The organism is Streptomyces sp. CCM_MD2014, assembly GCF_000772045.1.
Lineage (GTDB): Bacteria > Actinomycetota > Actinomycetes > Streptomycetales > Streptomycetaceae > Streptomyces > Streptomyces salinarius.
Genome location: NZ_CP009754.1, coordinates 452686 through 477749 on the forward strand (window position 1 = coordinate 452686; position 25064 = coordinate 477749).

The 25064-nt window shown below is 70.6% G+C and carries 24 protein-coding genes and 2 pseudogenes; 9 read left to right on the forward strand and 17 right to left on the reverse strand.

The features are described 5' to 3' along the window. Positions 1-285 precede the first annotated feature (285 nt). Positions 286-594 carry a putative quinol monooxygenase gene (locus NI25_RS02075; protein ID WP_061446708.1) on the forward strand — a complete coding sequence of 103 codons (309 nt, stop codon included), beginning with the start codon at positions 286-288 and terminating at the stop codon, positions 592-594. 329 nt (positions 595-923) lie between these two features. Here NI25_RS02075 and NI25_RS39925 read toward each other — a convergent pair. Then, positions 924-1075: pseudogene (locus NI25_RS39925) on the reverse strand (transposase); the annotation flags it as partial. A gap of 572 nt (positions 1076-1647) precedes the next feature. Between NI25_RS39925 and NI25_RS02085 the strand changes: the two are divergent. Together NI25_RS02085 and NI25_RS02090 are read left to right on the forward strand one after the other, a co-directional pair. Further along, complete coding sequence (locus NI25_RS02085) at positions 1648-2205, forward strand: type 1 glutamine amidotransferase domain-containing protein (RefSeq protein WP_019359430.1); 558 nt, start codon at positions 1648-1650, stop codon at positions 2203-2205. A gap of 189 nt (positions 2206-2394) precedes the next feature. Then, the gene (locus NI25_RS02090) at positions 2395-3588 is read left to right on the forward strand and encodes an alcohol dehydrogenase catalytic domain-containing protein (protein ID WP_040247054.1); all 1194 of its coding nucleotides are present in this window, start codon (positions 2395-2397) and stop codon (positions 3586-3588) included. Between the two features lie 707 nt (positions 3589-4295). Here the strand turns inward: NI25_RS02090 and NI25_RS02095 are convergent. The 3 genes and pseudogenes from NI25_RS02095 to NI25_RS02105 all read right to left on the reverse strand — a co-directional run bounded on the left by NI25_RS02095 (position 4296) and on the right by NI25_RS02105 (position 6628). Beyond that, a complete protein-coding gene (locus NI25_RS02095) occupies positions 4296-5141 on the reverse strand; it encodes an IS5 family transposase (RefSeq protein ID WP_061440767.1) in 846 nt (281 codons plus the stop codon). 64 nt (positions 5142-5205) lie between these two features. Beyond that, positions 5206-5625, reverse strand: coding sequence for a hypothetical protein (locus NI25_RS02100; protein WP_061440768.1), 420 nt, complete (start codon positions 5623-5625; stop codon positions 5206-5208). A gap of 2 nt (positions 5626-5627) precedes the next feature. Next, positions 5628-6628, reverse strand: a pseudogene (locus NI25_RS02105) (DUF6192 family protein). Between the two features lie 1053 nt (positions 6629-7681). Here NI25_RS02105 and NI25_RS02110 point away from each other — a divergent pair. Continuing rightward, the gene (locus NI25_RS02110; protein ID WP_061440448.1) at positions 7682-9169 is read left to right on the forward strand and encodes an NF041680 family putative transposase; all 1488 of its coding nucleotides are present in this window, start codon (positions 7682-7684) and stop codon (positions 9167-9169) included. Between the two features lie 94 nt (positions 9170-9263). Here the strand turns inward: NI25_RS02110 and NI25_RS02115 are convergent, their stop codons facing one another. Further along, positions 9264-10712, reverse strand: a complete 1449-nt coding sequence (locus tag NI25_RS02115) for a hypothetical protein (RefSeq protein ID WP_107071595.1) — start codon at positions 10710-10712, stop codon at positions 9264-9266. Positions 10713-10915: 203 nt separating this feature from the next. Between NI25_RS02115 and NI25_RS02120 the strand changes: the two genes are divergently transcribed. The 3 genes from NI25_RS02120 (at position 10916) to tgmB (ending at position 12549) form a co-directional block, all read left to right on the forward strand. Then, on the forward strand, positions 10916-11236 hold the full coding sequence (locus NI25_RS02120; RefSeq protein ID WP_061440769.1) for a YkvA family protein: 321 nt from the start codon (positions 10916-10918) through the stop codon (positions 11234-11236). 118 nt (positions 11237-11354) lie between these two features. Continuing rightward, the gene (tgmA, locus tag NI25_RS02125) at positions 11355-11546 is read left to right on the forward strand and encodes a putative ATP-grasp-modified RiPP (protein WP_003978169.1); all 192 of its coding nucleotides are present in this window, start codon (positions 11355-11357) and stop codon (positions 11544-11546) included. A gap of 16 nt (positions 11547-11562) precedes the next feature. After that, positions 11563-12549, forward strand: a complete 987-nt coding sequence (gene tgmB, locus NI25_RS02130) for an ATP-grasp ribosomal peptide maturase (protein ID WP_061440770.1) — start codon at positions 11563-11565, stop codon at positions 12547-12549. A 45-nt stretch (positions 12550-12594) separates the two neighbouring features. On the opposite strand, the gene NI25_RS02135 is transcribed toward tgmB, so the two are convergent. From NI25_RS02135 to NI25_RS02160, 6 genes are all read right to left on the reverse strand, one after another. Then, positions 12595-12810, reverse strand: a complete 216-nt coding sequence (locus tag NI25_RS02135; protein ID WP_061440771.1) for a hypothetical protein — start codon at positions 12808-12810, stop codon at positions 12595-12597. 108 nt (positions 12811-12918) lie between these two features. Then, the gene (locus NI25_RS02140) at positions 12919-13404 is read right to left on the reverse strand and encodes a hypothetical protein (protein WP_061440772.1); all 486 of its coding nucleotides are present in this window, start codon (positions 13402-13404) and stop codon (positions 12919-12921) included. Positions 13405-13675: 271 nt separating this feature from the next. Next, positions 13676-13936 (reverse strand): DUF5133 domain-containing protein, encoded by a 261-nt coding sequence (locus tag NI25_RS02145; protein ID WP_061440773.1) that lies wholly within the window; start codon positions 13934-13936, stop codon positions 13676-13678. Positions 13937-14107: 171 nt separating this feature from the next. Then, positions 14108-15877 carry an ABC transporter ATP-binding protein gene (locus NI25_RS02150; protein WP_061440774.1) on the reverse strand — a complete coding sequence of 590 codons (1770 nt, stop codon included), beginning with the start codon at positions 15875-15877 and terminating at the stop codon, positions 14108-14110. Between the two features lie 198 nt (positions 15878-16075). Next, complete coding sequence (locus NI25_RS02155) at positions 16076-16621, reverse strand: hypothetical protein (protein WP_061440775.1); 546 nt, start codon at positions 16619-16621, stop codon at positions 16076-16078. A 28-nt stretch (positions 16622-16649) separates the two neighbouring features. Next, positions 16650-17183: an ATP-binding protein gene (locus NI25_RS02160; RefSeq protein ID WP_404963937.1), complete on the reverse strand. Its 534-nt coding sequence runs from the start codon at positions 17181-17183 to the stop codon at positions 16650-16652. Between the two features lie 226 nt (positions 17184-17409). Between NI25_RS02160 and NI25_RS02165 the strand changes: the two genes are divergently transcribed. Both NI25_RS02165 and NI25_RS02170 read left to right on the forward strand, forming a co-directional pair. Beyond that, positions 17410-17637 carry a DUF397 domain-containing protein gene (locus NI25_RS02165; RefSeq protein ID WP_061440777.1) on the forward strand — a complete coding sequence of 76 codons (228 nt, stop codon included), beginning with the start codon at positions 17410-17412 and terminating at the stop codon, positions 17635-17637. A 121-nt stretch (positions 17638-17758) separates the two neighbouring features. Further along, a complete protein-coding gene (locus tag NI25_RS02170) occupies positions 17759-18682 on the forward strand; it encodes a helix-turn-helix domain-containing protein (protein WP_061440778.1) in 924 nt (307 codons plus the stop codon). A gap of 91 nt (positions 18683-18773) precedes the next feature. Here NI25_RS02170 and NI25_RS02175 read toward each other — a convergent pair whose 3' ends face one another. The 6 genes from NI25_RS02175 to NI25_RS02200 form a co-directional block, all read right to left on the reverse strand. Then, entirely contained in the window at positions 18774-19592 is an 819-nt protein-coding gene (locus tag NI25_RS02175; RefSeq protein ID WP_061440779.1) for an SAM-dependent methyltransferase, read from the reverse strand. Positions 19593-19739: 147 nt separating this feature from the next. After that, entirely contained in the window at positions 19740-21020 is a 1281-nt protein-coding gene (locus NI25_RS02180) for an ABC transporter substrate-binding protein (RefSeq protein WP_061440780.1), read from the reverse strand. Beyond that, positions 21017-22171 (reverse strand): branched-chain amino acid ABC transporter permease, encoded by a 1155-nt coding sequence (locus NI25_RS02185; protein WP_061440781.1) that lies wholly within the window; start codon positions 22169-22171, stop codon positions 21017-21019. The genes NI25_RS02180 and NI25_RS02185 overlap by 4 nt, the downstream gene beginning before the upstream one ends. Next, positions 22164-23063 (reverse strand): branched-chain amino acid ABC transporter permease, encoded by a 900-nt coding sequence (locus tag NI25_RS02190; RefSeq protein WP_061440782.1) that lies wholly within the window; start codon positions 23061-23063, stop codon positions 22164-22166. Before NI25_RS02190 ends, NI25_RS02185 begins: the two co-directional genes overlap by 8 nt. Continuing rightward, positions 23060-23869 carry an ABC transporter ATP-binding protein gene (locus NI25_RS02195; RefSeq protein ID WP_061440783.1) on the reverse strand — a complete coding sequence of 270 codons (810 nt, stop codon included), beginning with the start codon at positions 23867-23869 and terminating at the stop codon, positions 23060-23062. Before NI25_RS02195 ends, NI25_RS02190 begins: the two co-directional genes overlap by 4 nt. Next, a complete protein-coding gene (locus tag NI25_RS02200; protein ID WP_061440784.1) occupies positions 23866-24657 on the reverse strand; it encodes an ABC transporter ATP-binding protein in 792 nt (263 codons plus the stop codon). Before NI25_RS02200 ends, NI25_RS02195 begins: the two co-directional genes overlap by 4 nt. Between the last annotated feature and the right edge of the window lie 407 nt (positions 24658-25064).

The following is a 25064-nucleotide window of genomic DNA, read 5'->3' on the forward strand; positions in this document are numbered from 1 at the left end:
GCGTCGCGAACCGCGCAGGAGAGCACAGGAGTCGTGCGAAAGCCGCGTAGGAGAGCAGAGGAGTCGTCATGACGGGCAAGCGCGGGTGTGCCGCCACCTCGGCCGATGTTGATGATGATCTTCGTTTGTGGCATCCCGCTCCCCCACGACGGCCAGGTCCTGGGGCTCGGTAGGAGTGATGGGGGGCAGCGGCGAGCAAGATCAGACGGTCGCCGAGGCGGCCATAGCGGCGTTCTGATGATCGCGGCGACGCGAACCAAGGAAAAGGAAGAGGAGAGACCCAAGATGGCAACACAGGTCAGCAAAGCACTTCTGGTACGCCTCGAAGCACTTCCCGGCAGGGAGGACGACGTCCAGGACTTCTTGAACCAGGGGCTGTCGATCGTCGAGGGGGAGCCCAAGACCGTCAGGTGGTTCGGAATCCGGTTCGGACCCTCGTCGTTCGGAATCTTCGACGCCTTTCCCGACGACGACGGACGCCAGGCGCATCTGTCGGGTGAGGTCGCGCAAGCGCTCGCTGAGAACACGGGTGAGCTCTTCGAGGAGCCCACGATCGAGCAGATCGATGTCCTCGTGGAGAAGCCGCCCGCCTAGAGCAGGTGCTGCCCGCGGGGCGGCGTGGTCAGCCGTAGCTGTCGCGGATAGTTGGTGGAGAGCCGGGGCTCGATTGACGTTCTGGTGGGGCGGTGCCGGATGTGGGGAGTCCGACGAGGGCTTCAGGGTGGGGCGAAGGGCTGGGGGCCGTGCCACTGGAGGAGGACGGTGGTGGCGTCGTCGCAGAGGTGTCCGTGGTGGCTGTGCATGAGGCGGCGCAGAGTCTCGGGGAGGGGCACGCCTTCATCGATGTGGCCGGTGAGGAAGGCAAGGAAGCGGTCGAGGCCGAATTCCTGGCCGGTTCGGGAGCGGGCTTCAGTGATGCCGCCGACGACGTATCGGATCGCGTCGACGATTTCGCGACGGGAGTGCTTCTCCGGCAGGCCACCGCGAGCCGTGTCGCAGGCCGCCAGCGGCAGCAGCGGTTCGACCAGAGCCCAGTGGCATCAGTGGTATCCGACGGATAGCGAGGATGACGCATGACGGCCGCCCCAGCGATGTGACGGAGGCCGGCCGATCGGCGACGGACGGTCCCCTTGCGGACAAGATCTCCGGGACCGGCTATGAAATCGAGGGTCGCTCGAAAGAGTTGAGCTGGGCGACGATGTGATTGACCCGCTTGTCGTTCGGCTGGACAACGCTCCGAGACCGTATCTGACCTGGTAGGCGGACAGGTCCGTCGCGCGGACGAGCTGGCCGAAGTCCAGCCCGGCCGAGCGGTCTTCGAGGAGCACGAAGCGGACGGTGTCACCGCGGCGTCTGGCCGCATCTCCCTTCCTGCCGTGGTCTGTCGTGGGCCGGGCAGGCCGGGTTCCCGGCGCGCCACCGACCAAGCGAGACAATTCGCACCTTTTGACGTGTCTTGTGAGGGTGGGACAGTGGGAGTGGTGAGGTCGTTATGTGGGTGACGTGCCCACCAGACATGGGGACGGGCCAGGCCAACCAGGCTGATCGAGCAGGGCAAGGACCAAGGTCCTCCTCCCCGACGGCAGCTGAGCGGAGGGCACGGACCCGAACCGGTCCTCCGCCGATCACCGGAAGGAACCACGCACCATGACCAACGAACTGCACGGCAGGAAGGTCGCAATCCTGGCCACGGACGGCGTTGAGCGCGTCGAGCTCGAAGAGCCTCTCGGCGCACTGCTGGGCGCTGGAGCGCAGGCTGAACTCCTGTCCCTCCACACCGGCGAGATCAACGCGCGCCAGATGGACATCGACCCGGCCGGAACCTTCACCGTGGACAAGAAGGTCGCCGACGCACGCGTGAGCGACTACGACGCGCTCCTGTTGCCCGGCGGAACCATGAACCCCGACCAGCTGCGAACCGACCCCGACGCCGTCGCCTTCGTGAGGGAGTTCGTGGAGACCGGCAAGCCCGTTGCCACCATCTGCCACGGACCCTGGACCCTGGCAGAGGCAGACGTGCTGCACGGCCGCCGCCTCACCTCCTGGCCCAGCATTCGTACTGACCTGCGCAACGCCGGCGCCGAGGTCGTCGACGAGGAGGTCGTGATCGACCGCCAGCTGATCTCCAGCCGCGGCCCGCAAGACCTCCCCGCCTTCTGCAAGGCGATCATCGAACACTTCGTCAACGCACCGCAACCCGCCTGATCGGCAGAAGACGCGCTTGACCGGGCGCTTGGCACGCAGCGTTAGTGCGATGGCACGCAAGAGGGTGTGGCGCCGGCCTGCATACCTCGGATGGAGCCCTACGTTAGGAAACCCGAGGTCGCAAAGTCGCCCAAATGACCGCCGACACTGACTCGGCCGAGTCACCGTGAATCAGCAGAGGAGATCGTCATGGCAAGCAGCAACCGTGCTGTCACCTTCCAGAACCCGAAAGACATGCGCGTCGAGTCGCTCGACTTCCCGAAGCTTCAGATGCCGAACGGGAAGAAGGCCCCGCACGGAGTCATCCTCAGGATCGTCGCCACCAACATCTGCGGGAGCGACCTGCACATCTACCGCGGGTCCTTCCCAGTGCCCCAGGGCATGGTGATGGGGCACGAGATGACCGGTGAGGTCATCGAGGTCGGCCCCGACGTCGAGTTCCTCAGTGAGGGCGACCTCGTCTCAGTCCCGTTCAACGTCGCCTGCGGCCGATGCCGCAACTGCAGGGCGCGCCGGACCGAAGTCTGCGAGACCACAAACCCCAAGGTGTCCTGCGCAGCGTACGGCTTCAACCTGGGCGACTGGACCGGCGGCCAGGCCGAATACCTATTCGTCCCCTACGCCGACTTCCAGCTCCTGCGCTTCCCGGACAGGGACCAGGCCATGGCGAAGATCCGTGACCTGGCGCTGCTCTCGGACATCCTGCCCACCGCGTTCCACGGTCTCATGGAGGCCGGCGCCAAGCCGGGCTCGACCGTGTACATCGCCGGCGCCGGACCGGTCGGCCGCTGCGGCGCAGCAGCTGCGCGCCTCCTCGGGGCGTCCTGCATCATCGTCGGCGACTACCACAAGGACCGCCTGGAGCTGGTGAAGAAGAACGGCTGCGAGACGATCGACCTGAGCCAGGACGCGGCGCTCACCGACCAGATCGAGGCCATCCTGGGCGAACCCATGGTCGACTGCGCAGTGGACTACGTCGGCACCGAGGCACACGGCATCGGCCGCGAGGCCGAGGACATGGACCCGGCCCACGCCATCAACCAGGTGCTCGACGCCACCCGCGCGGGCGGGGCCACCGGAGTCATCGGCGTCTACGGCGCCGACCCGCTCGCGAAGTCGAAGGCCGAGCAGGAGGGAACGTACCCGATCGACTTCGGCAAGGCGTGGATCAAGTCGCCGCGGATCGCCGCCGGGCAGGCACCGATCATGCACTACAACCGCGAGCTGATGATGGCGATCCTGTGGGACCGCATGCCCTACCTGAGCGCCATGCTCAACACGAAAGTGATCAGCCTCGACGACGCCCCCGACGCCTACGCGACCTTCGACACGGGAGTGTCCGAAAAGTTCATCATCGACCCCCACGGCCTCATTCCCGCCTGAGGCCCGCCCTCATCCGTCCCTGCGAACTCATAAGCGACGGCGTAGTGGGCAGTCCGTCACCCCCGACGACGCGACGGACTGCCCAGGTGCCCCAAGGGGCGGTTAGTACCCGCTGACGCCGTAGGCGCTCAGCGCATCAGCCATCGGTTGGAAGAAGATCGTGCCGCCGCAGCGCAGTCGCCGACCGCGACAGGTGGGCGGGAGGCGTGGGCGGCGCTGTGCCTCGCGCCAGTGCAGGACTCCTGGTAGAAGACGTTGCCGGAGCGTGCGGCCGTTATCTGCCGAGCTGACTGGGGTCCATGCTTTCTTGGACGAGCGCTTCATCGTCGGTCGTCGGTACGGCGGGAGACGCGATTGCGGCTGCTGTATCTCAAGCGCCGCACCGACTGTGTTACCAAACGCCGACTCGTTTCGCTGGCGCCGGTTCTGCCGTACCCCGGTGCCGCAGCGGACCGCGGACGGTGGATGAGCTCGGACACGACGGGCGTGCAAGCACACTGGCCCTCCTCGACCTCATAGCTGACCGCTACCGGTGCTCCGGACCCGAAAAGAGCTTGCGGTCTCTCGGGCCAGCGGCACGTTCACCCGGCCAGCCAAGGCACAGGCTGCGGACCGTGCTTCCTCCACCCAGACGCCCCTGGCGGTCCTTGATCAGCAGCCTTCGACCTGTACGCGTGGCCCGGCCCGGAGCCGGGCGAATAACCAGTTCAGGCGCACGTACTGGGCTTGCTGGCCCAGGCGGAGCCCGCCCCGTTGCGGGTCAGACGCTTGGTCATCAGCGTGATCGCCGCCCAGGTGATCAGCGTTTCGGAGTGCTGGACGAGCCGTTCGTAGTCCCTCGCGTGCCGGCGGGCGTTCATCATCCATGCCAGCGAGCGTTCAACGACCCAGCGGCGGGGCAGCAGGACGAACCCGGAGGAGTCCTTCGGGCGGGCAACGGTCTTGATCGTGAGGTTCAGATGCTTCTTCGCCCAGGTAATGAGCTTGCCCGCGTAGGCGCGGTCGGCCCAGACGATGGTGATCTCGGGGTGCATGAGACGGAGACGGAAGAGGACTTCCTTGGCCGCGGCGGAGTCATGCAGATCGGCCGGGGTGACCATGACCAGCAGCGGCAGGCCGCGGGTGTCGACCACGAGATGCCGTTTGCGGCCATTGATCTTTTTGCCTGCATCGTAACCGCGGGAGTTCTTGCCGACGGTCGATGCCGCTTTGACTGACTGCGAGTCGATGATCGTCGCGACGGCTCTGGAGCCTTTGCCCACCTCGCGGCGGATCCGCTGGGTCAGGGCGTCACGGATCTGACCGATGACACCGCGGGCAGCCCAGCGGGCCATGAACCCCCAAACGGTCCTCCAGGGCGGGAAGTCCGCGGGTAGGGCCCTCCACTTGCAGCCGGTGTCCACGACATATCGAATCGAGTCGACGATCTCGCGCCGGGGGTGCTTCTCCGGCCGGCCGCCGCGGGCGGTGTCGCAGGCCGGCAGCGGCAGCAGCGGTTCGATCAGGGCCCACTCGTCATCCGTCATGTCCGACGGATAGCGGCGCTGACGCACTTCCCCTCCCGTCTGTGACCTGCTGCGGGGCCGGCCGGCTTCGCCGGTCGGCCCCGTGGATCGGTCAGGCGCTGGCGATGAGGTCGAGGGTGGATTCGATGGAGTTGAGCTGGGCGACGATGTGCCGTACCCACTTGTCGTTCGGGTGGGCGGCGGCGTGCGGGGCGACCGTGCCGGTGATGAACCGCCGGAACTGGGTCAGCTTCTCGCCCACGACCTGCCGCTCGTAGGCTTCGAGCGCGGCCCGCTCCGCTCCGAGCTGGTAGCCGTCGAGACGGTTCCAGATCAGCGGAGGCCAGCCCTTGGACGCGGCCTCGTCCTTCAGCGCGGCCAGGCCGGAGCGGACCTGGTGCGGGGAGAGCGCGCTCGCACGGACCAGCTGGTGAAACTCCAGCCCGGCCGGGCGGGCCGCGAACAGAACGAAGCGGACGGTGTCCGCGTGTCGTCTGGCCGCGTCCCCTTTGCGCCGGGAGGCGCGGGGCACGACTACTCGCCCCGCAGGATCGCCGCGAGCTCGTCGTCCATGTCGACCTTGCCGGTGTCGACCGCCGTTTCGATCCAGTCCAGAGTCGCTTTCACCTTGGCTACGTTCTGGTGGACGATGGTGCGTTCGCCTCCGACAGTTGGCGGTCGCGCAGGCCGGGGACGGTTCGGCCAGCTGCGGCGACGAACGCGTGGAAGGCGGTCACCAAGTCAAGGAACTCCACCGTCCGGTCGATGTTGCGGACTGCCGGGGCGACGGGGTTCGAGCGCTCGAAGTGGTCAAGGGCTTGCCGACTGCGCTCGGCCTGGGCAGAGTTGACCTGGAAGCGGGCGGTGTCATCGCTCATCGCCTTGAACGCGACGTCCGGCCTGCGGAGCAGGCTGGTCGCGGCGGTCGTCGCGACCTGCTCGTCGCGGGTGAATTCCTCCACCACCCGGACCTTGTCCTCCGAGGACACCTTGGCCGCGACCTGGGGACGCTTCAGGAAGTCGGTGGTCACCGCAGCCGCGACCTCGGCGTCCCGGGCCAGCGAGTGGATCGCGGTAACCTTCTCCTGCGGGGTGATGGGCGTCTCGACCTGCTGGCCGACCTGTCGATTGGCGTCGTCCTTGGTCCAGCGGGCCTTTCCCTCCGGGAGCGTCAGGATCGTCGCGAACCGCCTCTCCTCGTCCTCGATACTCGCCAGCGACCGGTGGACCGTGTAGGACGCGAGCTCGGGACGGCGTCGTTCCTTCGGCCACCGCGACGCCACCCACCTGGCCGTCTTCACCGTGGAGAACCTCAGGCCGATGTCCTCGGCCAGGCGCGTCAGCGATTCCTCGACCGTGTACTCGCTGTCCCCGGTTTCGCCGCCCCGCTGCCGCATCGGTTCGACCTCCAGGGCCCGGTCCCCGATCGTGAACTGGCCGCGGGTCTGCTGTTCGACGACGTCCCGCAGCTCGGCCACGATCTGCTCGTAGCGAGACTGGCTGACGGCGCCGATGGTCTCGTTCTCCTCGGACATGGCTTTCACCATCCAAGTGCGCTCCCAGGCGCGGCACTTCGGGCCGTGACAGGACAGGGACCGCATCTGTTTCCGAGAGTCAGACCGTAAATATGAAGATCGCAAGGAATGACCGCAATTGACCGTTCCGTGAACGAAACTGGTCCAAGGATGCGTTCGCTCAGTGGTCACTGTGCACGATCCGCGTACGGATCCTTCCGCTTCCGCCAGGCCCCCACGACGCAGCGCCGCGAGCAGAACCGGGCGTCCGAACGACGGTCGACACCCGCCACCCAGCGGGCCCCGCACTCGGGGCACTCGACCAGGCCGACCTTGTCCCGGACAGCTGCCAACCGCTTCCGCAGCCGCTGTTCCTTGCGCCACTGCCTGGAACGACAGACCGACGAGCAGAACACCGCCTCGGGCCGGGCGTCCGGCCTCAGCCGTTCACCACAAGCCGGACAGTCCCTCACTCTGGCCCTCTCGGCACCCTCAGACACCGGTCCAGGCTAGGGGGCAAATCTACCCAGAACCTTGGATCGGAAACAGCTACTGAGCTTGTTCTTTATCTTCGGTGGTCTGTGGCCGGGTCAGCCGGGCCCATGCAGGCGTCCAGATCTTCGATGAGCTTTCGGAGTTCGCGGGCTCCGCGAGGTGACATTGCTCGGATCACGTCGTCGAGTAGGGCACGGCCATCGAGAGGGTTGCCGCAGCAGTACCAGTGCACGTTGCCGAACTCGTCGTCGTGCCAGAGTTCGCGTGCGGGGCGGTGGACGTAGTCCTTCCACAGGCGCAATGCCGCGCTGGTGTCACCCGGCTGGAGATAGTTCCGAGTGCGTTCAAGGCGAACTATCTCGGCCAACGCTCGTGAGGAGAGGCGGTCGATGGCTGGCCTTGAGTGCTGTGACTGCTGTCGGTCCGGGATGCTGGCCCGGATGCGTCCTGGCCGTCTACGCGGCATGGACCTTTCGGTTGGTCGTCATGCCGTACATGGTGCCACGACCTCGAACAGTCCCTCGAACGGATTCGCTCGCCTGAGGGTTCACCGGACGTGAGGGCGGCCTTCGTCTGATCATGTGCTCCGACCAAGGTGCACGTGAACACGACGAAGGCCGTGAGGTGAGTCTGCTGCCTGAGGCTGTCCGGAGGGAAGCGTTCGCGGAAGCGTCACGCTTCCGGGGCGAGTTTTACGAGTGTCTGACTGCCCGGCGGGATGAGTTGTTCGAACTGGCCGACGCCGTGCTGTGTGCGGACGGTGCGGTGAGGTCCCCGGTGGACCTGACGCTGTTGCCCGAGCATCGTCGTGGGCACGGAGCGATGTACGGCGGCCTGAACCACGGCCGGATCGACGTCGGCCGGCTGCGGGCCGTGCTGGCCGGACTGCCACTGCCGCGTTTCGACGGCGGGCGCCTGGTCCTGGCGGTCGATGTGTCGCCGTGGCTCCGGTCGGACGCGCCGTGCTCGGCGGATCGGCTGTTCTGCCACGTCTACGGGCGTGCGAAGACGGCCTCGCAGTTCATTCCGGGCTGGCCCTACTCCTTCGTCGCAGTGCTGGAGCCGGGTGCCACATCCTGGACCGCGATCCTGGACGCAGTCCGGCTGGGACCTGCCGACGACGCGACCGCGGTCACCGCCGCCCAGCTGAGAGAAGTGGTTGAGCGGCTCATCGCCGCTGGTCAGTGGCAGGACGGGGACCCGCACATCGTGGTCGTGAGCGATGCCGGCTACGACGTCACCCGCCTGGCCTGGGTTCTGTGCGACCTGCCGGTCGAGCTGGTGGGCCGGGTCCGCTCCGACCGTGTGATGCGGCTGCCGAAGCCGCCGCGGAAGCACGGCGTCAACGGCCGCCCGCCCAAGCACGGACCTGAGTTCCGCTTCACGAAGCCGGAGACCTGGCCCGAGCCCGCGATCACCACCGTCACCGACACCACCAACTACGGCAAGGCCGAGACCCGGGCGTGGGACCGGGTTCACCCCCGGCTCACCCACCGCTCTTCCTGGCTCGACCACGACGGTGAACTCCCAGTGGTCGAGGGGACGTTGATGCGGCTGAAGGTCGAGCATCTGTCGAAGGACCGGGATGCCCCGCCAGTGTGGTTGTGGTCCTCCAAGACCAGTGCCACCCCGGACGACGTGGACCGCTTCTGGCAGGCATTCCTCCGCCGTTTCGACCTGGAACACACCTTCCGGTTCGCGAAGCAGACCCTGGGCTGGACCACCCCGAAACTCCGTACTCCCGAGGCCGCGGACCGCTGGACTTGGATCGTGATCGTGGCTCACACCCAGCTCCGGCTCGCCCGGCCTCTGGCTGCGGACCTCCGCCGCCCCTGGGAGAAGCCCGCCGCATCCGACCGGCTCACCCCGGCCCGGGTCCGCCGGGGGTTCAGGAACATCCGCGCTCACCTCGTCTGCCCGGCCCGTGTTCCCAAACCCCGAGGCGCCGGCCCTGGACGGCCACCCGGCGTCAAGAACAGACACCGGGCACCCCGCTACGACGTCGGCAAGACCGTCAAACGCCCCGAAACTCTCAAGGCCATCGGCAAGCCCGGAAGATCTTGGTAGATAAAGAACAAGCTGAGCACCAGTGCCCGCGGCCCGTGCCGGACGATCGTCCGGCACGGGCCGCGTCGTGCACGCGTGTGCGGGCGGACGGCGCTCAGTCCGCCGCGGTACGGCTCGCCACGGCCACACGGCGGGCCGGCCCGCGCCGCGCGGCGGCCGGCGCGGCCACCCGCACGCACAGCGCCGTCAGCGCGACGAGCGAGGCGGCCACGGCCACCGCGACCGCGATCCAGGTCGGGGCGAGCGTGAGATCCGTGACCGGGGACACCCGCGCCGAGGGGGTGGCGCTGCCGTAGAGCTTGGCAGCGGCCAGCGCCGCCGGTCCCACTACCGCGGCGGCCAGCAGGGGTACGGCCGACCGCACGGTCAGCAGCAGGGCCAGCACCAGGCAGAGCGCCGACAGGCCGAGGGCCACTCCGTACGCCTGTGCGGAGGCGTCGCCGCGGTGCAGCGGGAAGTAGACCACGCCGCACCCGGCCAGGACCGCGGCGGTGAGCCAGGCCGGCCACACCGGGCCCCGGGCGGCCCGCCGAGCCGCACGGGCCTCGTCGCGGTCGCGCGCGGCGCGGGTCTGGTCCCGGTCGCGCGCCGAGCGGGTCCCGCCGCCGTCGCGCGCCGCGGCGTCCCGGTCGCGTCCCCGGCGGAACGGGCGGGGCGGCCTGCGGCGTTCGCGGCCGCGGCGGTCCGTTCCGGTGGACGCGCCGCCGCGTCCCGCCGACCGGGCGGCGGGCTCCCGTCCGTCGTCCTCGTCGGCCGCGTCCTGGGCCGCCCGCAGGTGCCGGGCGTCGGGCCGCTCCGGGCGTACGTGTCCGTCCTCGGCGAGCCGGCCGATCAGTTCGACCAGTTCCTCGACCGGCCGGCCGGTGGCGGCGGCCCGCACGGCCTCCTGTCCGCAGTGCGGTTCCAGCGGCGTGCGGTGCAGCAGCGCCATCAGCCGGGTCACGTCCTCCACGGAGCGGCACTCCGCCGCGGCCCGGATCGCCTCGTCCGCGCTGTCCGAGTGGCGCGGCGGCCGGGTCAGCAGGCCCACCAGCCGGGTGACGTCCTCCACGGACCGGTTCACGCCGACGGCACGGAGCGCGTCGATCGTGGCCTGCGCGTACTGCGGCGACTTCTCCAGCGTCGTGATCAGGTCGACGACGTCCTCCAGCGGCCGGTCGGCCACGGCGGCGCGCACCAGGTCGCCGACGGGATCGCCGTAGGCCCGCGCCGCCGCGTCGTGGACGTCGGCGTGGGCGTGCGGGTCGGCGTCCGCGTCGGCCTCGCGGGGGCCGGGCCCGGGCTGCCGGGGGCCGGAACCGTCGGGGCCGGAAGCGGGGAGGTCGGGGTCGGGCTCGAGTTCGGGGAGGTCGGCGTCGTCGAGGTCGACGTCCCACATGTCGCCGTCCCGCTCGGGCGAGGGCCGTTCCGCGGAGGGCCGGGCGCCGGGATCCGCGCCCGGCGGTCGTGCCGTGCCGGTGGTCGTGGTCGTCTCCCCGGTGGGCAGGTCCAAGGCGGATATGGCGTACTCGGGCGAGCGAGCTGATGAAGAGCCGGTGGTCATGATCTCTCCGTGTGATGGGGGTGCGGCCGCCCTGCGTCCCCGACATGCGACTCGCGCTGTGTGCTGCCATTACTAGGCACGTCCACCGCGCCGTGCCACTCCGGTGGGCCACAGGGATGAGAGACCCCGTCCGGCGGTCTTGCGGCCGCCGGGAGCGGGCATCCGGTCAATGAGGCGCGTGCCGCGCCGCGGAGGAGGGGTCCGTGGATACGACCACTGTGATCGTCGTGACCGTGCTGCTCGCGGCGCTCGTCCTCGCGGCGGCGGTCGCCGTGCTGGTGCGTCTGGTCCGCACCCGGCGGGACCTCAGGCGGGCCGGCCTTCCCACGGGGCCGCGCTGGGTGTTCTGGGGAGCCGTCCTCTACCTGGTGCTGCCGGCGGACCTGTTGCCCGATCCGGTCTACCTGGACGACATCGGTGTGCTGCTGCTCGCGCTGCGCTCCACGCGCGGCCGGATCGGCGGCCGGCGCGAAGCCGTCGAACGGCGTCGGACCACCGGCTCGCCCGGTGACTACGCAGCGTAAGGAAACCAATCACCCGTTCGATTCGTATAAGTCTCTGGAAGCCGAAGGAAGTCGGCGGACCAGACGACGGCGTGAAGGGCCGTCGGCTGATCGGCGCAGCACCGACTAGGGAGAGACGATGCAACCGTTCGCGCTCAACTACGCACGGCCCGCAGTGGAGTTGGAAGCCACCACTCCGTACGTCTACGACTCCGGGCTGCAGTTGAACGTGCTCCTCGACGGGCGGGTGGCCGCCTGCGACCACGCGCTGCTGAGAGAGCTGGGGACCACGACCTCCACCGCGGGGTCGAAGACTCACTTCGACGACTGAACACGGGCCGCCGAGAATGACCGTGTTGATCCTGACCAGTGAAGAGGACGTCACCGCGGACATGGTGGTGGTGCACCTGAACGCGTCGGGAGTACCGGTGGTCCGCCTGGACCCCGCCGACCTCACCGACTCCGTCGCGCTGTCCGGCGAGTTCGTGCACGGCTCCTTCCGGGGCCATCTGTCCTCGGGGGGACGTCTGGTGAGCATCGGCGGGCTGCGGTCCGTCTGGGTGCGCAGGCCGGGCGGCGCGGCCACCAGGGCCGCCGAACCGTCCGCGTGGCTGACCGAGGAGTCCGGCCAGGCGCTGTACGGCATGCTCCGCGGCTCGGGGGCGCGCTGGATGAACCAGCCCGATGCCGCGCACCGGGCCAGGTACAAGCCCTGGCAACTGCGTCTCGCCCAGCAGTGCGGGCTGCCGGTGCCGGCGACGCTGATCACGACGTTTCCCCGGGCGGCCCGCGAGTTCGCCGAGCGCTACCCGGACCTGGTGGTCAAGCCCGTCTCGGGCGCCCATCCGCAGGATCCGCCCCTGGCCGTGCCGACCAGCCGGGTGCCGCCCGAGGCGGACTTCTCCGCCGTCGCCCACGGCCCGACGCTGCTGCAACGCCGGGTCGCCAAGCGTGCCGACATCCGGCTGACGGTGGTCGGCGAGGAGTTGCTGGCCGCCCGCAAGACGACGCTCGCGCACCTGGGCCCCGACGAGGTGGACGTCCGTTTCACCGCGTCGGGCGAACCGTGGCGCCCGGCCGAGGTGCCGCCGCGTGTCGCCGAGGGGGTCCGGGCCTACCTGCGGGCGGCCGGGCTGGCCTACGGCGCCCTGGACTTCGCCGAGGATGGCGACGGCACCTGGTGGTTCCTCGAGTGCAACCAGTCGGGGCAGTTCGGCTTCGTCGAGGTGGACACGGGCCAGCCGATCGCCCGGACCATCGCCGAGTGGCTGGCCCGGCCCGGCGCCGCGGATCCGGTGGAAACGGAGGGTCCGGGCACGGTGGCGGCCGGGTGAGGGCCGGTGCGCCCGTCACGTGCCCTCCCGCGACGTGGCCGTCCGTCAGCTCGGGCGCGGGCCCGGGAGCAGGGCGGTGCGCTGCCAGCCGGCGCCGGGGGACGGCCGGCGTTCGGCACCGGGCAGGTGTCCCGGGGCGCGCAAGGGACGCATGACCACCTCCAGTTCCCTGCTCACACGCTCGGCGTCCCGCCGCACCTGGTCGGGGACGTCACCGCGTTCGGCGACGAGTCGGTCGTAGATGGGGGAATCCTGGAACACCCGTCAACGTGCCTTTCGTGTCGTCCGCCCCCGTACGGAGGCGCGACTGAGCAGTCTAGGCGCCCGTTCACGCGGGGGTGCTCATTCCGCCGGGATGTGAACGGTCCTTCAGGCACCGGTGGTGGAGCCGGGCCGCACGATCATGAGTACGGTCACCGTGGCCCACAACAGGTTGAACACCCCGGTGAACATGGCCAGCCGGGCCGTACGGGCCCGCTCGACGGGCCGCAGTTCGGTCAGCTGTTCCAGGAGCTCCTCCTGGCGCGGCAGGACGAAGGCCACCAGGAGTCCCGCGGCGGCCGCGGTGAGGGTGATGGACGCGACGAGCCAGGCGTCGCCCAGGACGCCCATCGAGGCGCCGGTGGCGAAGCCGAGGACCGGCACCGCGATGCCGAGAGCGGCGTAGACCCGGCAGATGCGGTGCAGCAGCCGGACGGTACTCGTGTCCCCGGTGTCCGCCCCGTCCCCTCCCCCGGCGGTCACGCCCACCGGCACCCGGCGGACGGCCGCGGGGAACATGCTGGCCGCGACGGTGACGGGCCCGACGGCGAGGATGGCCGCCAGGACGTGAAGGGACAGCAGGATCTTGGTCATGGGCCGGGCTCCGGAAGGCAGTTCGGGCGGTGCGGTGATCGAAGTCCAAGGTAGGAAGCCGGCGGGCGGCCGCCCAGCGGCGGAAACGCCAGCTTCCAACGGATTCTCGCCAGCACCTCGCCCGGGGTGACGCCCACGCACTCGGTGGCGCTCCTGGGCCTCGCGAGCACGGTGACCGTGCCGGGGCGCTCCAGGGGGGCGGTTACCGTGTCGTGGTGCGGGCCGGCGCGGCCGGTTCACACCACGACACGGGTCGTGCGGTGCGGCGGTGTCACACGGCCAGCGACAGGCCGCTCTCCCCGTCCGCGTCCAACGAGCCGACTTCCTGCGCGCGTCCCTTGGCGAGCAGCAACGCGTCCGCCCTCGCCACCGCGTCGTGGACGGCGGTCGTCGCCATCATCACGCACAGGGTGTAACTGACGTCCGCCAGCTCCCGCGCCGCCTCCGGCCTTTCCCTCTCCGCCTGAGCGATCCTCAGCGACGCGTACCGCGTCAGCAACTCCCTGACGACCTTCGGGTCCGGTTCGAGCACGAAGCGCCCCTCTCTCGGTTTTCGCTGCGTATGCCCGAACCCAGGGGAAACAGTCACACCACGTACGGTCGCGTTCGCAATTGACCAGATCCCGACCTTTCCTGTCCGAACGCCATCATGAGCGGTCGCCGAGTCGGTTGAAAGCGGACGGATCGGCGGCCTCCGAGACGGTCAGGCGACCTGGCCGCTGTGCAGTGCGCTGTATGCCCCTCCTCCGGCGAGGAGTTCCTCGTGCGTGCCGGTCTCCAGGATGCGGCCCTCACCCATCACCACGATCCGGTCCGCGCCCCGCACGGTGGACAGCCGGTGCGCGACGACAAACGTGGTGCGCCCGCGCAGCAGCCGGGCCAGTGCCTGCTGGACCAGCGCCTCCGAGCGGGTGTCCAGCGCCGAGGTCGCCTCGTCCAGAATCAGCACCCGGGGGTCGCGGATCAGGGCGCGGGCGATGGCGAGGCGCTGGCGCTGGCCGCCGGACAGCCTGGCCCCGTGCTCCCCGACCAGGGTGTCCAGGCCCCGCGGCAGCCGGTCGACGAACTCCAGGGCGTTGGCGTCGCGCAGGGCGGCGCGCACCGTCTCCTCGTCGGCGTCGTCCATGCCGTAGGCGACGTTCTCCCGGATCGTGCCGTCGAACAGGATCGACTCCTGCGGCACCACCGAGACGAAGCGTCGGTAGGTGCGCAGGTCGAGGGTGTTCATGTCGGTGCCGTCGAGCAGCAGCCGGCCCGAGGTCGGCCGCAGGAAGCCGATCACCAGGTTGAGCACGGTGGACTTGCCGGCGCCGGACGCGCCCACCAGGGCGATGGTCTCACCGGGTTCGACGGAGAGGGTGAAATCGCTGACGGCGGGCCGGCCGTCGCTCTCGTAGACGTGCCCGACCCCCTCGAAGGTGACGGCTCCGCGCAGCGAGGTCAGCTCCGCCTTGCCCTCGTTGTCCTCGAGTTCGGGCGCCTGGAGCACCTCGCCGACCGAACGGACGGACTCCAGGCCCTTGGTGATGACCGGGGCGAGGCCCGCCAGCGTCGTCGTGGAGTTGGTGAGGGTGGTCAGGAAGGCGCTGAGCATCACGACGTCGCCGGCGGTGACTCCCCAGACGTCGTAGTAGGAGATGAGCGCGGCTCCCGCGAGGACCAGCACCCCGACCACGTTGAGCACGACCCAGGACAGCGAACCGAAGCGGCCGTTGACCAGGTCCAGGCGCATCCCGGAGGTGAGGAGCCGGTCCAGGGTGCCGTCCATGCGGCGCAGCGCCTTGCCCTCCAGGCCGTGGGCGCGGGTGACCGGGATGAGCCGGGTCATCTCGGTCACCCGGGAGGAGAGGGTCTCGACCTCGTGGCGGAAGTGTTCGTTGTGGGTCCGCAGCCGGGCGCGGAGCCTGGCCACGAGGAGGGAGGCGGCGGGAACGACGACGAGGAAGACGGGCAGGAACTCGGGGGTGCGCACGGCGATGATGACGAGACCGCCGGTGAGGACGGTGAACGCGCCGAGGCCGGTCTCGGCGGTCTGCTGCACCATCTGTTCCACCGTCTCCACGTCCCGCACGACTTTCGCCTGCAGGACGCCCGCACTGACCCGCGAGTGGTAGCCGATGGAGAGTTGCTGCATACGCGTGCACAAGGCGGAGCGCAATGCGGTGCCCATGCGGCGCACACTGCCGTAGAGAAGGCGTACGTACAGCAGGTGCAGCGGGTAGTTGACCACCAGGATGAACATGATGATCCCGGTGCTGGCCCACAGGTCCTCGATCGGGCCGTGCTGCACCACGGTGTCGATGATGGCGGCGGTGATCAGGGGCAGCAGCCAGACGGGACTGTGCTTGACGGTGAAGACGGCGACCGCGCCCGCCAGTCGGCGACGGTCGGCGCGGAACAGGTAGACGAGGGTGCGTATCGGGTGCTCGCCCCGGTAGCGGTGGTCGAGCGGCTTTTCGGGCGGCGACGCCATCGGCGTGGTCCTCCTGGTGACCGAGTGGGGAAAGCGCTTGCTTCCCGCGCTTTCCTACCCCGTCGGCCAGGAGTACGCCACACCGTTCCGCACCGTGGAAGGCCGGTGAAGACCCTGGCGGGCCGAGAAGGGGACCCGCGCCTTCTCCCCCGTGGAGGGCGCGGGTCCCGGTCTCCTCGGTCCTCGAGTGTGCGGGGGTCAGTCCCGGAGGGTGCGGGCGAGTTCGGTGCTGGCGCGCATGATCTCGGTGTCGTCCTCGGCCAGCAGCCGCTCCAGCCCGTCCCGCCGGGCGCGGACGGCCTGCCGGGCCGCACGCTCCCAGGCCACCGGGTTCTCACGGTGGTTGAGCAGCTTCGGGTAGACGGTGGCGGTGGTCTCCCACTGCCGGGCGTCGGCGATGTTCTTCAGCAGCTGGATGATCTGCGCCCGGCAGCTCACCTGGGGCCGCTGTGCCAGCTCCCACAGGAAGGGCACGGTCGCGGCGGTCGCCTGCTCGACGACGAAGCCGTACTGGCAGATGCGCTTGCGCAGGTCGCCGAGGGCGGCACGGGCGGTTTCGGCGTCGCCCCGGGCCACCTTGCGCAACAGCCGGGGAATGGCCGCCGCCGAGCCGGTGGAGTCCTGGATGTCGCCCCAGGGCACGCCGTCCAGGCCGGCGAGCAGGGCGGTGGTGCGGTGCGCGCCGGGTGGCGCGTGACGGTCGGGGCGCTGGATGCTCGGCTCGGGTGTCGGAGCGCTGCGCATGGTGTGGGGCCCTTCCGCGGCAGTCGGGTCAGGTGAGGGGACGGGTCGACAACGTGGCCCAGACCGTCTTGCCCGCCGGAGGACGCGGGACCCAGCCCCACTCCTCCGCGAGCGCGTCGACGATGCACAGGCCGCGTCCGTGCTCCCGGAGTGCGGAGCCTTCGGACGGGTTGAACACGGGCGCGTCGTCCCCGGGGTCGGCGACGGTCAGGGTGAACCGGGCCGGGCCCAGGGCGAGCCCGAGCCTGACCTCCGGCACGCCGGCCGCAGCCGACGGCACCGCGTGCGTCACGGCGTTGGAGACCAGTTCGGTGACCACGAGGACCGCGTCGTCACCGCGGTGTTCGAGCGACCACCCGCGCAGCGTCTCCCGCGTGAAGACCCGCGCCCGGGCGAATCCCTCCCGGCTGCACGCGACGCGCAGCACGGCGGAGGCCGGCCCGCCGCCGAGGGCGGGACGGCTCCTGCAGGAGGGGGACAGCGACCGGTCGGTCCGGTCGACGGCCTCTCGCGCCGAGTGGGGGAGCCCTGTCCGGCGGCTCGCCGCGCCTGCCTCCGACACGGGTTCGCCGGGCGACCGGAGCGTTGGATGCGCAGGTGACGGCACAGCATCTCCCTGATGCGACGTCAGAACGGGACCTCAACCGGGGGGTTGACGCCACAGCTATTATCCACGCTTAGAGCGCTCGCGTGCAATTGCACGAGAAATTGCGCGAAAAAAGTCGGATGGGGGCGCTCGGGGACCGGCACGGCCCGGTCCGCTCCCCCCGAACAGCAAGGAGACCGCGGTGCCACCAGTGCGCAACGGAGTGCAGGCCAGCTTGTTGGACGCCTGCTGGAAGAAGAGTCGGCACAGCAACGCCGAGGGCAACTGCGTGGAGGTGGCCCTCGTGGACGGAGGCATCGCGATGCGCAACTCCCGTTATCCGGACGGTCCCGCGCTCGTCTACACGCCGGCCGAGGTGGCCGCCTTCCTCGCCGGGGCGAAGGACGGCGAGTTCGACCACCTGCTGTAGGGCGGGGCGGCGCGGCGGCCCAAACGGAGCCCAACTACCCGATTTCTACAGGCGGATGCGGCGGACACCCATGGGATGAGATAGTGTTCCCTTCAAGTCTGCCGGTCTGCTGGGAGTCAGGATGTCCGCCGCGTCGCATCGCATCTCCCGTCTCGAGCCCTACCTGGAGCGGGCCGAGCCTGCTCCGACCCTGCTGAAGATGCTCGTCGGCGTCCAGCTGGCGGGTTTCCGCGAGGACGCCGGCCTCTCCCAGGACCAGGCCGCCCGCGCCGTGGGGTTCAGCGGCGCGAAGCTCTCGCGCATCGAGTCGGGCAAGGGCCGCAAACCTCCCACGGAGACCGACGTACGCGCGCTCCTCGAGCGGTACGGCACCGATGCCTACGAGGCCTCGGTCCTGCTCAAGCTGTTGCGGCGGGCCGGGGAACCGGGCTGGTGGCAGCGGTACGACAAGCGCCTGATGCCCGAGTGGTTCGACCGCCTGGTCGGCCTTCAGGAGGCCGCGTCGACCATCCGTACCTTCGAGATCCAGTACGTCCCCGGTCTGCTTCAGACCCCCGCCTACACCGAGGCCGTGGTCGAGCGCGGCCTGCCCAACGCTCCCGCGGCAGAAGTCCGGCGCCGCGTCGAACTGCGCAAGCGCCGCGCGGAGTTGCTGAGCCGCGCCGACGCCCCGCAACTGTGGGCGATCATCGACGAGTCCGTGCTGCTGCGCGTGCTGGGCAGCCGCGAGGTCATGCGGGAGCAGCTGGAGCACCTCGTCGCGATGACGGAGAAGCCCCATGTGACGCTGCAGATCGTGCCGCTGGACGTGACGAACGCGTCGGCGCCCGCGATTCCCGTCACCTATCTGCGTTTCGGCGGCGCCGATCTGCCCGACGTGGTCTACCTGGAGCACATCGGGAGCGCCAACTTCCTGGAGGACCGGGACGAGACCGAGCAGTACCGGGTCGCGCTGGACCGGCTGGCCGACGAGGCGCTGACACCGCGCGAGTCACTGAACCGGCTGCGCGAGACGATCGCGATGCGCTACGCCGTCGGCAAGTAGCGAGCGGCAACCGCACGAAGGGCCACACACGGTGCGTGTGGCCCTTCGAGGTGTCCGTCGCGGTGAACCGGTCCGTCGGTGCCCGCCGCGCTCAGCGCAGGCGCCCCAAGCCGCCGAACTCGATCCACTCGTCCGTGAGCTGGCGCGGCGCCACCTCCGTGTCCGGGCGCCAGGTGGAGACCTCCACGAGACCCGGTTCCAGGATGTCCATCCCCTCGAAGAGCGCTTCGACGTCCTTCGGCTCGCGCACCCGGCCCCAGTGGCCCTGGGTCGCCTGGTCCATGAAGTCCGTGACGAACTTCCGCACCTCGGGGTCGTCGCTGACCAGCTGGCACATCACGGCGAAGCTGCCGGGCACGAGCCGCTCGGTCACCCGGCGGACGACGGCCTGGGGCCCGTCGGTGTCGCTGTCCGGGATGCAGTGGAAGACCGAGTTGAACAGCACGGCGACCGGCTGCGAGAAGTCGATCAGGCGCTGGGTGTCCGGGTGGGAGAAGATCTCCTCGGTCGCGCGCATGTCGGCGTGTATGACCGCGGTCTGGTCGTTCTGGTCGAGCAGCGCCCGGCCGTGGACCAGGACCATCGGGTCGTTGTCGACGTAGACGACGCGGGACTCGGGGGCGACGCGCTGGGCGATCTGGTGCACGTTGTCCTGGGTGGGCAGGCCGGAGCCGTGGTCCAGGAACTGGCGGATGCCGTAGTCCTCGGCCAGGACGCGGACGACGCGCTGGAGGAATCGCCGGTTGTTCAGCGCCAGCCGACGCGTACTGGGGACGACCTTGTCGAGTTCACCGACGGCCGCCCGGTCGGCAGCGTAGTTGTCCTTGCCGCCCAGATAGAAATCGTACATACGCGCCGCTGTGGGCACGTTGGCGTCGATCTCCGTGGACAGCTGCTTGTCGGCTTGCATCGTTCCCCCAGCTCCGTACGGGCGCCAACTGGACTGGCATGACAGACAGTACATCCTAAAGACCTAGTGGTCAGCCAAACCAGAGGCCGGATTCAGTGGCCGCCAAGTCGTCTGTCACGACGTTCAGTTGGCGGCCACTGGACCGGGTCAGCCGCGCGCGGCCAGATACGCGTCCACTCCGGCCGCCTTGTGTGCCTCCTCCACGCCGGCCAGACCGCCCAGCGCCTTTGCGTCGGGCTTGAGCACATAGGTGGACCGGCTGGCCGGCGCGGTCACGTAGGTGAAGTTCTGCGGGGTGCCGAGTCCGGTGTCGGCGTTCTTCTGCGAGCGGTGCGCCTTGACCACGTCCTGCCGGGTGAGGCTGCCGCCCTCGCAGGCCTTCTTCAGGTCGGCCTCCATCAGCCGGGCGGCGTTGTAGCCGGAGAGCACGCCGGAGTCGACGGGCTCGCCCGGGTACGCCTTCTGGTAGGAGGCGGCCATCTTCTTGACGCCCGGCAGGTCGGAGCTGACCGCCGGTGCGGCGCTGACCACGTGGACCATGGCCTCCAGGGCCGGCGCCGCGGGTGTCTTCAGCAGCTGGGGGGCGTAGCCGGGCGCGCTGGTGACGATCGGCACCTTCAGGCCGCGGGCCGCGGCCACTCCGGCGAGGGAGGCGGTCTGGGCGGGGCCGGCACTGATCAGGACCGCCTTGACCCCGGCCTTGCTCAGCGCGGACACCTGCGCGGTCAGATCGGTGTCCGTGGCCTTGATCTTCTGCCCGACGACCTTCATCCCCGCCTGCTCGGCGGCCCATTCGGAGCCCTCCAGCGCGTTGGCGCCGTAGTCGCCCTCGAAGTAGACGTGACCGATCGTGTCGCCCTTGGCCAGCTTCTCGGTGCGGGTGAGGAAGTCGACCGCGGCGATCATGTCGATGTCGTAGGTGGTGCCGAGGACCTGGACGGAGTCCCGGCCGAGCAGGGAGGCCGCCCAGGCCTGCGGGAAGGTGAGCATGTGGTCCCGCTCAATGTCGTCGAGCAGGGCGGCGACCACCGGGGAGCCGATCACCTGGGGCAGGGCGACGACGTCCGGTGCGATGTCGGCGTAGGCGGTGACCGCCTTCTGCACGTCGTAGCCGTGGTCCTTGACGACGATCTCGACCTGGCGTCCGCAGATGCCGCCCGCGGCGTTGGTCTCGTCGGCCCACATCTGCTGGGCCTGCACGATGCTCTTGCCGAGGGTGGCGTAGGGGCCGGTGAGATCGGTCAGGGCGCCGAGTCTGATGCTCTTCTCGCTGACTCCGGGGCCGGCCTTGACGCCGTCGGCGGCGTCGTCGCCGCTCCCGCCGTCCGCCTTGGAGCTGCAGGCGGTGCCCGCGAGCAGCACGGCGGCCAGTGCCGCGGCCAGGGCGGTGGTGCGGGCGGTGCGGGGCCTGGGGTGCGTGACGTTCACGGAGTGTGCTCCTTGGCTCGTGCGGTGGTGTCGGAGGTGGCGTGGGTGGCGGTGCCGGCGGTGACCGGCCCGGTGCCGCCAGGCCGGGTGGCGGGGGGCCGGCGGCGCAGGCGGGCCCGGGTGCGGCTTGCCAGTCCGTGCAGGCCGTCGGGGGCGTAGAGGAGGATGACGACGATCGCCGCGCCGTAGAGGTAGCGGGACGCCTCGGTCGGGCCGATCGAACCGTCGCCGGAGCCGGGCGCCGCCACCAGCGGCAACTGGTCGGCGTAACGGGTCATCAGCAGGGGCAGCGCGGTGACGAAGACGGCTCCGGCGGTGGCTCCGGCCACCGAGCCGAGGCCGCCGATGACGATCATGGCGAGGTAGTCGACGGAGAGCGCGAGGGAGAAGTAGTCGGGCACCACGCGCCGGAAGGAGAGGGCGAGCAGGACGCCGGCGAGCCCCGCGTACATCGACGAGACGACGAACGCGGCCGAGCGGTACCGGGCCACGTGCACTCCCATGACGGAGGCCGCCGTCTCGCTGTCGCGCAGGGCGACCAGGGCGCGTCCGGGCCGTCCGCGCAGCAGTCCGCGCGCGGTGAACCAGGTCACGGCGAACAGGGCGAGTCCGAGGTACCAGAGCCGCTCCTCGGCGCCGAACGGCACGCCCAGGACGGTGAGTTCCGGACCGGACTCGGCAAAGGTGAAACCGCCCAGTTCGAGGGGCGGCACCGAGCGGCCGTTGAAGCCGCCGGTGACGGAGTCCGCGGTGAGCAGGACGTGGTGGCCGAGGAAGACCAGCGCGAGGGTGGCCACGCCGAGGTAGATGCCCTTGACGCGGCCGGCGACGGGGCTGAACAGGCCGCCCGCCGCCCCGGCGAGCAGTACGGCGAGGACGAGCGCCACGGCGGGCGGCAGCCCGGGGCCGGGCTCGCCCGCCAGCCAGACGTAGCCGTAGGCACCGACGGCGAGGAAGAAGGCGTGCCCGAGGGAGAGTTGCCCGGCGGTGCCGCTGAGCAGGCCGAGCCCGACGGCGCCGATGGCGGCGGCCATGGAGAACAGGCCGATGCGGAGCCAGAAGGCGTCCAGGTAGAAGGGCAGGGCGCACAGGAGCAGAGCGGTGAGCAGAAGCGGGCCGCGCTTGAGGAGGTGGGGTCGCGGGTCAGACACGGGCCGCTCCCTTCGCCGCGAAGAGTCCGGCGGGGCGCACCAGCAGGACGAGCACCATCACGGCGTACGGCGCGACGTCGCCGAAGCCCTCTCCGAGGACGTGCAGATCGGTCTGGTAGCCGGCGACGAAGGCCTCGGTGAGGCCGATCAGCATGCTGCCGACCAGGGCGCCGACCGGTGAGGTCATGCCGCCGAGGATGGCGGCCGGGAAGGCCTTCAGCGCGATCTGGCCGGTGGTGCGCTCGAGACCGGGCGCCGGGAAGGCGACCAGGAAGACGGCGGCGAGTGCCGCGAGGCCGCCGGCCAGGCACCAGGCGGCGGTGCGGACGCGGGTGAGCCGTACGCCCATGAGGGCGGCTGCCTCGCGGTCCTCGGCCGCCGCGCGCAGCGACAGGCCCCAGGGTGTGAACCGGAAGAGGGCGAAGGCGCCGCCGATGGCGACGGCTGACACGAGGATCGCGGCGATACGGCTGTCGGCCACGGTCACCGGGCCGAGGTCGGTCACGGCGGAGCCCCAGGGGTCGCCGAGCGGCAGCAGGTCTCCGCCGATGCGCCGGGCGAGGTCGGTGACCAGGACGATGTCGACGCCGATGGTGACGATGGTCTGGACGTGGGCGGCGTGCGGGTCGGTGCCCCCGGCGCGTTGCAGCACCAGCCGGTCCAGCGCCCCGGCCGCGGCGGCGGTCACGAGAACCGCGACGGCGAGCGCCCCGGCGAAGCCGATGTCGTCGTGGAGGACCGCGACGAGGTACCCGCCGAGCAGCAGCAGCGAACCGTGGGTGAAGCTCAGGACGCCGGAGGCCTTGAAGATGGTGACGAAGCCGAGGGCGATGAGGGCGTAGACGGACCCCAGGGCGAGGCCGCCCAGCAGGCTGTCGAGGAAGCCGGTCATGCCGCGTCCTCCCCCGTGGTGGTGCCCAGGTAGGCGCGGAGCACCTCGGGCTCGCGCCGGACCTCGTCGGGGGTGCCGTGGGCGATGGCGCGGCCGAAGTCGAGGACGGTGACCTCGTCGGCGAGGCGCATGACCAGGCCCATGTCGTGCTCGACCAGCACGACGGACAGGCCGAGTTCGGCGCGGATCTCCCCTATCACCCGGGTCGTCCGGGTGCGTTCGGCGGCGTTCATGCCGGCCACGGGTTCGTCGAGCAGCAGGACACGGGGCTCCAGACACAGGGCGCGGGCGAGTTCGACGCGCTTGCGGTCGCCGTACGACAGCAGCGCGACGGGTGAGTCGAAGTGAGCGCCGAGACCGGTGAGTTCGGCGATCTCGCGGGCCTTGGCGAGGTGTTCGCGCTGTTCACGCACGGCGCGCGGCAGCCGCAGGGCACTGGCGGCGAAACCGGAGTGGGACAGGGCGTGGCGGCCGAGCATGAGGTTGTCGGCGACGGTGCCCTGGGTGGTGACGATGTTCTGGAAGGTGCGGGCGACGCCGAGGGCGGCGATACGGTGCGGGGCGAGCCGGGTCAGCTCGGCGGCGCCGAGCCGTACGGTGCCGGCGGTGGGGCGGTACAGGCCCGACAGGACGTTGAAGCAGGTGGACTTGCCGGCGCCGTTGGGGCCGATGACGGCGTGCACGGTGCCGGGGGCGACGGTGAAGGAGACGTCGTCGAGGGCGAGGAGACCGGCGAAGCGCACGGTGACGCCACGTACGTCGAGCGCGGGTGGTGCGGGCGCGGTGCGGGCGGCGGGGGCGGTCACGCGGCCCCCTTGCCGTCGGCGGCGTCGGTGGTCTCGCCCAGGTAGAGGCGGCGTACGGCGTCCGTGCGCGCGAGTTCCGCGGCGGCGCCCGACAGCCCGATCTCGCCGACCTCCAGGACGTAGGCGTGTTCGGCGAGGGACAGCGCCATGCCGGCGTTCTGTTCGACGAGGAGTACGCCGGTGCCCTGGGCGTTGATCTCGCGGACGACCTCTCCGATGCGGTCGACCATCATCGGGGCGAGCCCGAGGGAGGGTTCGTCGAGGAGGAGCAGGCGGGGCGCCGCCATCAGGGCGCGGCCGATGGCGAGCATCTGCTGCTCGCCGCCGGACAGCAGGCCGGCGGCCTGGCGGGTGCGCTCGGCGAGTCTCGGGAAGAGGGTGAGGACCCGCTCCCTGGCCTCGCGGACCTGGGCCGGGGCGCGCCGGTTGAGGCCGAGTCCGCCGGCCCGCAGATTCTCGTCGACGGTCAGACCGGCGAACACCCGCCTGCCCTCGGGCACCTGGACGACTCCGGCGCGTACGGCGGCGACCGGGTCGCGGCCGTCGAGGACCGTGTCGCCGTAGCGGACGCGACCGGCCGTGATCGCACCGCGGTGCAGGCGCAGGGTGCCCGAGACGGCCCGCAGCAGCGTCGTCTTGCCGGCGCCGTTGGCACCGAGCAGCGCGACGACGGCGCCGTGCGGGACGGTCAGGGACACGGAGCGGAGGGCGGACAGTGCGCGCCCGTACGTCACGTCGAGGCTTTCGACGTGCAGCGCGGGCGCGCCGTCCGGTGGTGCTGAGGGCATCGCGGCTCCTTGGGACCGGGCCGGGAAGGCACGGTGACGGGTGGTCGGGGGGAGCTCACGACAGCACGGGGTCGCGTGGCCGTACAGGGGGGCCGGGCAGGGTCGCTGCGGGGTCCCAGTCCGGGGCGGATGAGTCTGTGCGGATGCCCAGCGGGCGGTGGCGGAGCGGCCTGGTCCCGGCGTTCCCACCGGCGGTGGGGAACGGAGGCCGGGGGCGACCCGTAGCGGGTGACGGGCGGGGCCGGAGACACGCGGACGCACCGGGGCCCCTGACGGACGGCAGGCGGGGGCATCGACCGGCGGGAGGCCGTCGGGGACTCGCCTGCCGGGCCGGTGAGGGGGCGGTCCTCCCCGCATGGCACACCGCCGGCCCGGGGCGAACCGTCCCGTGGTGGCACGGGGGTCGT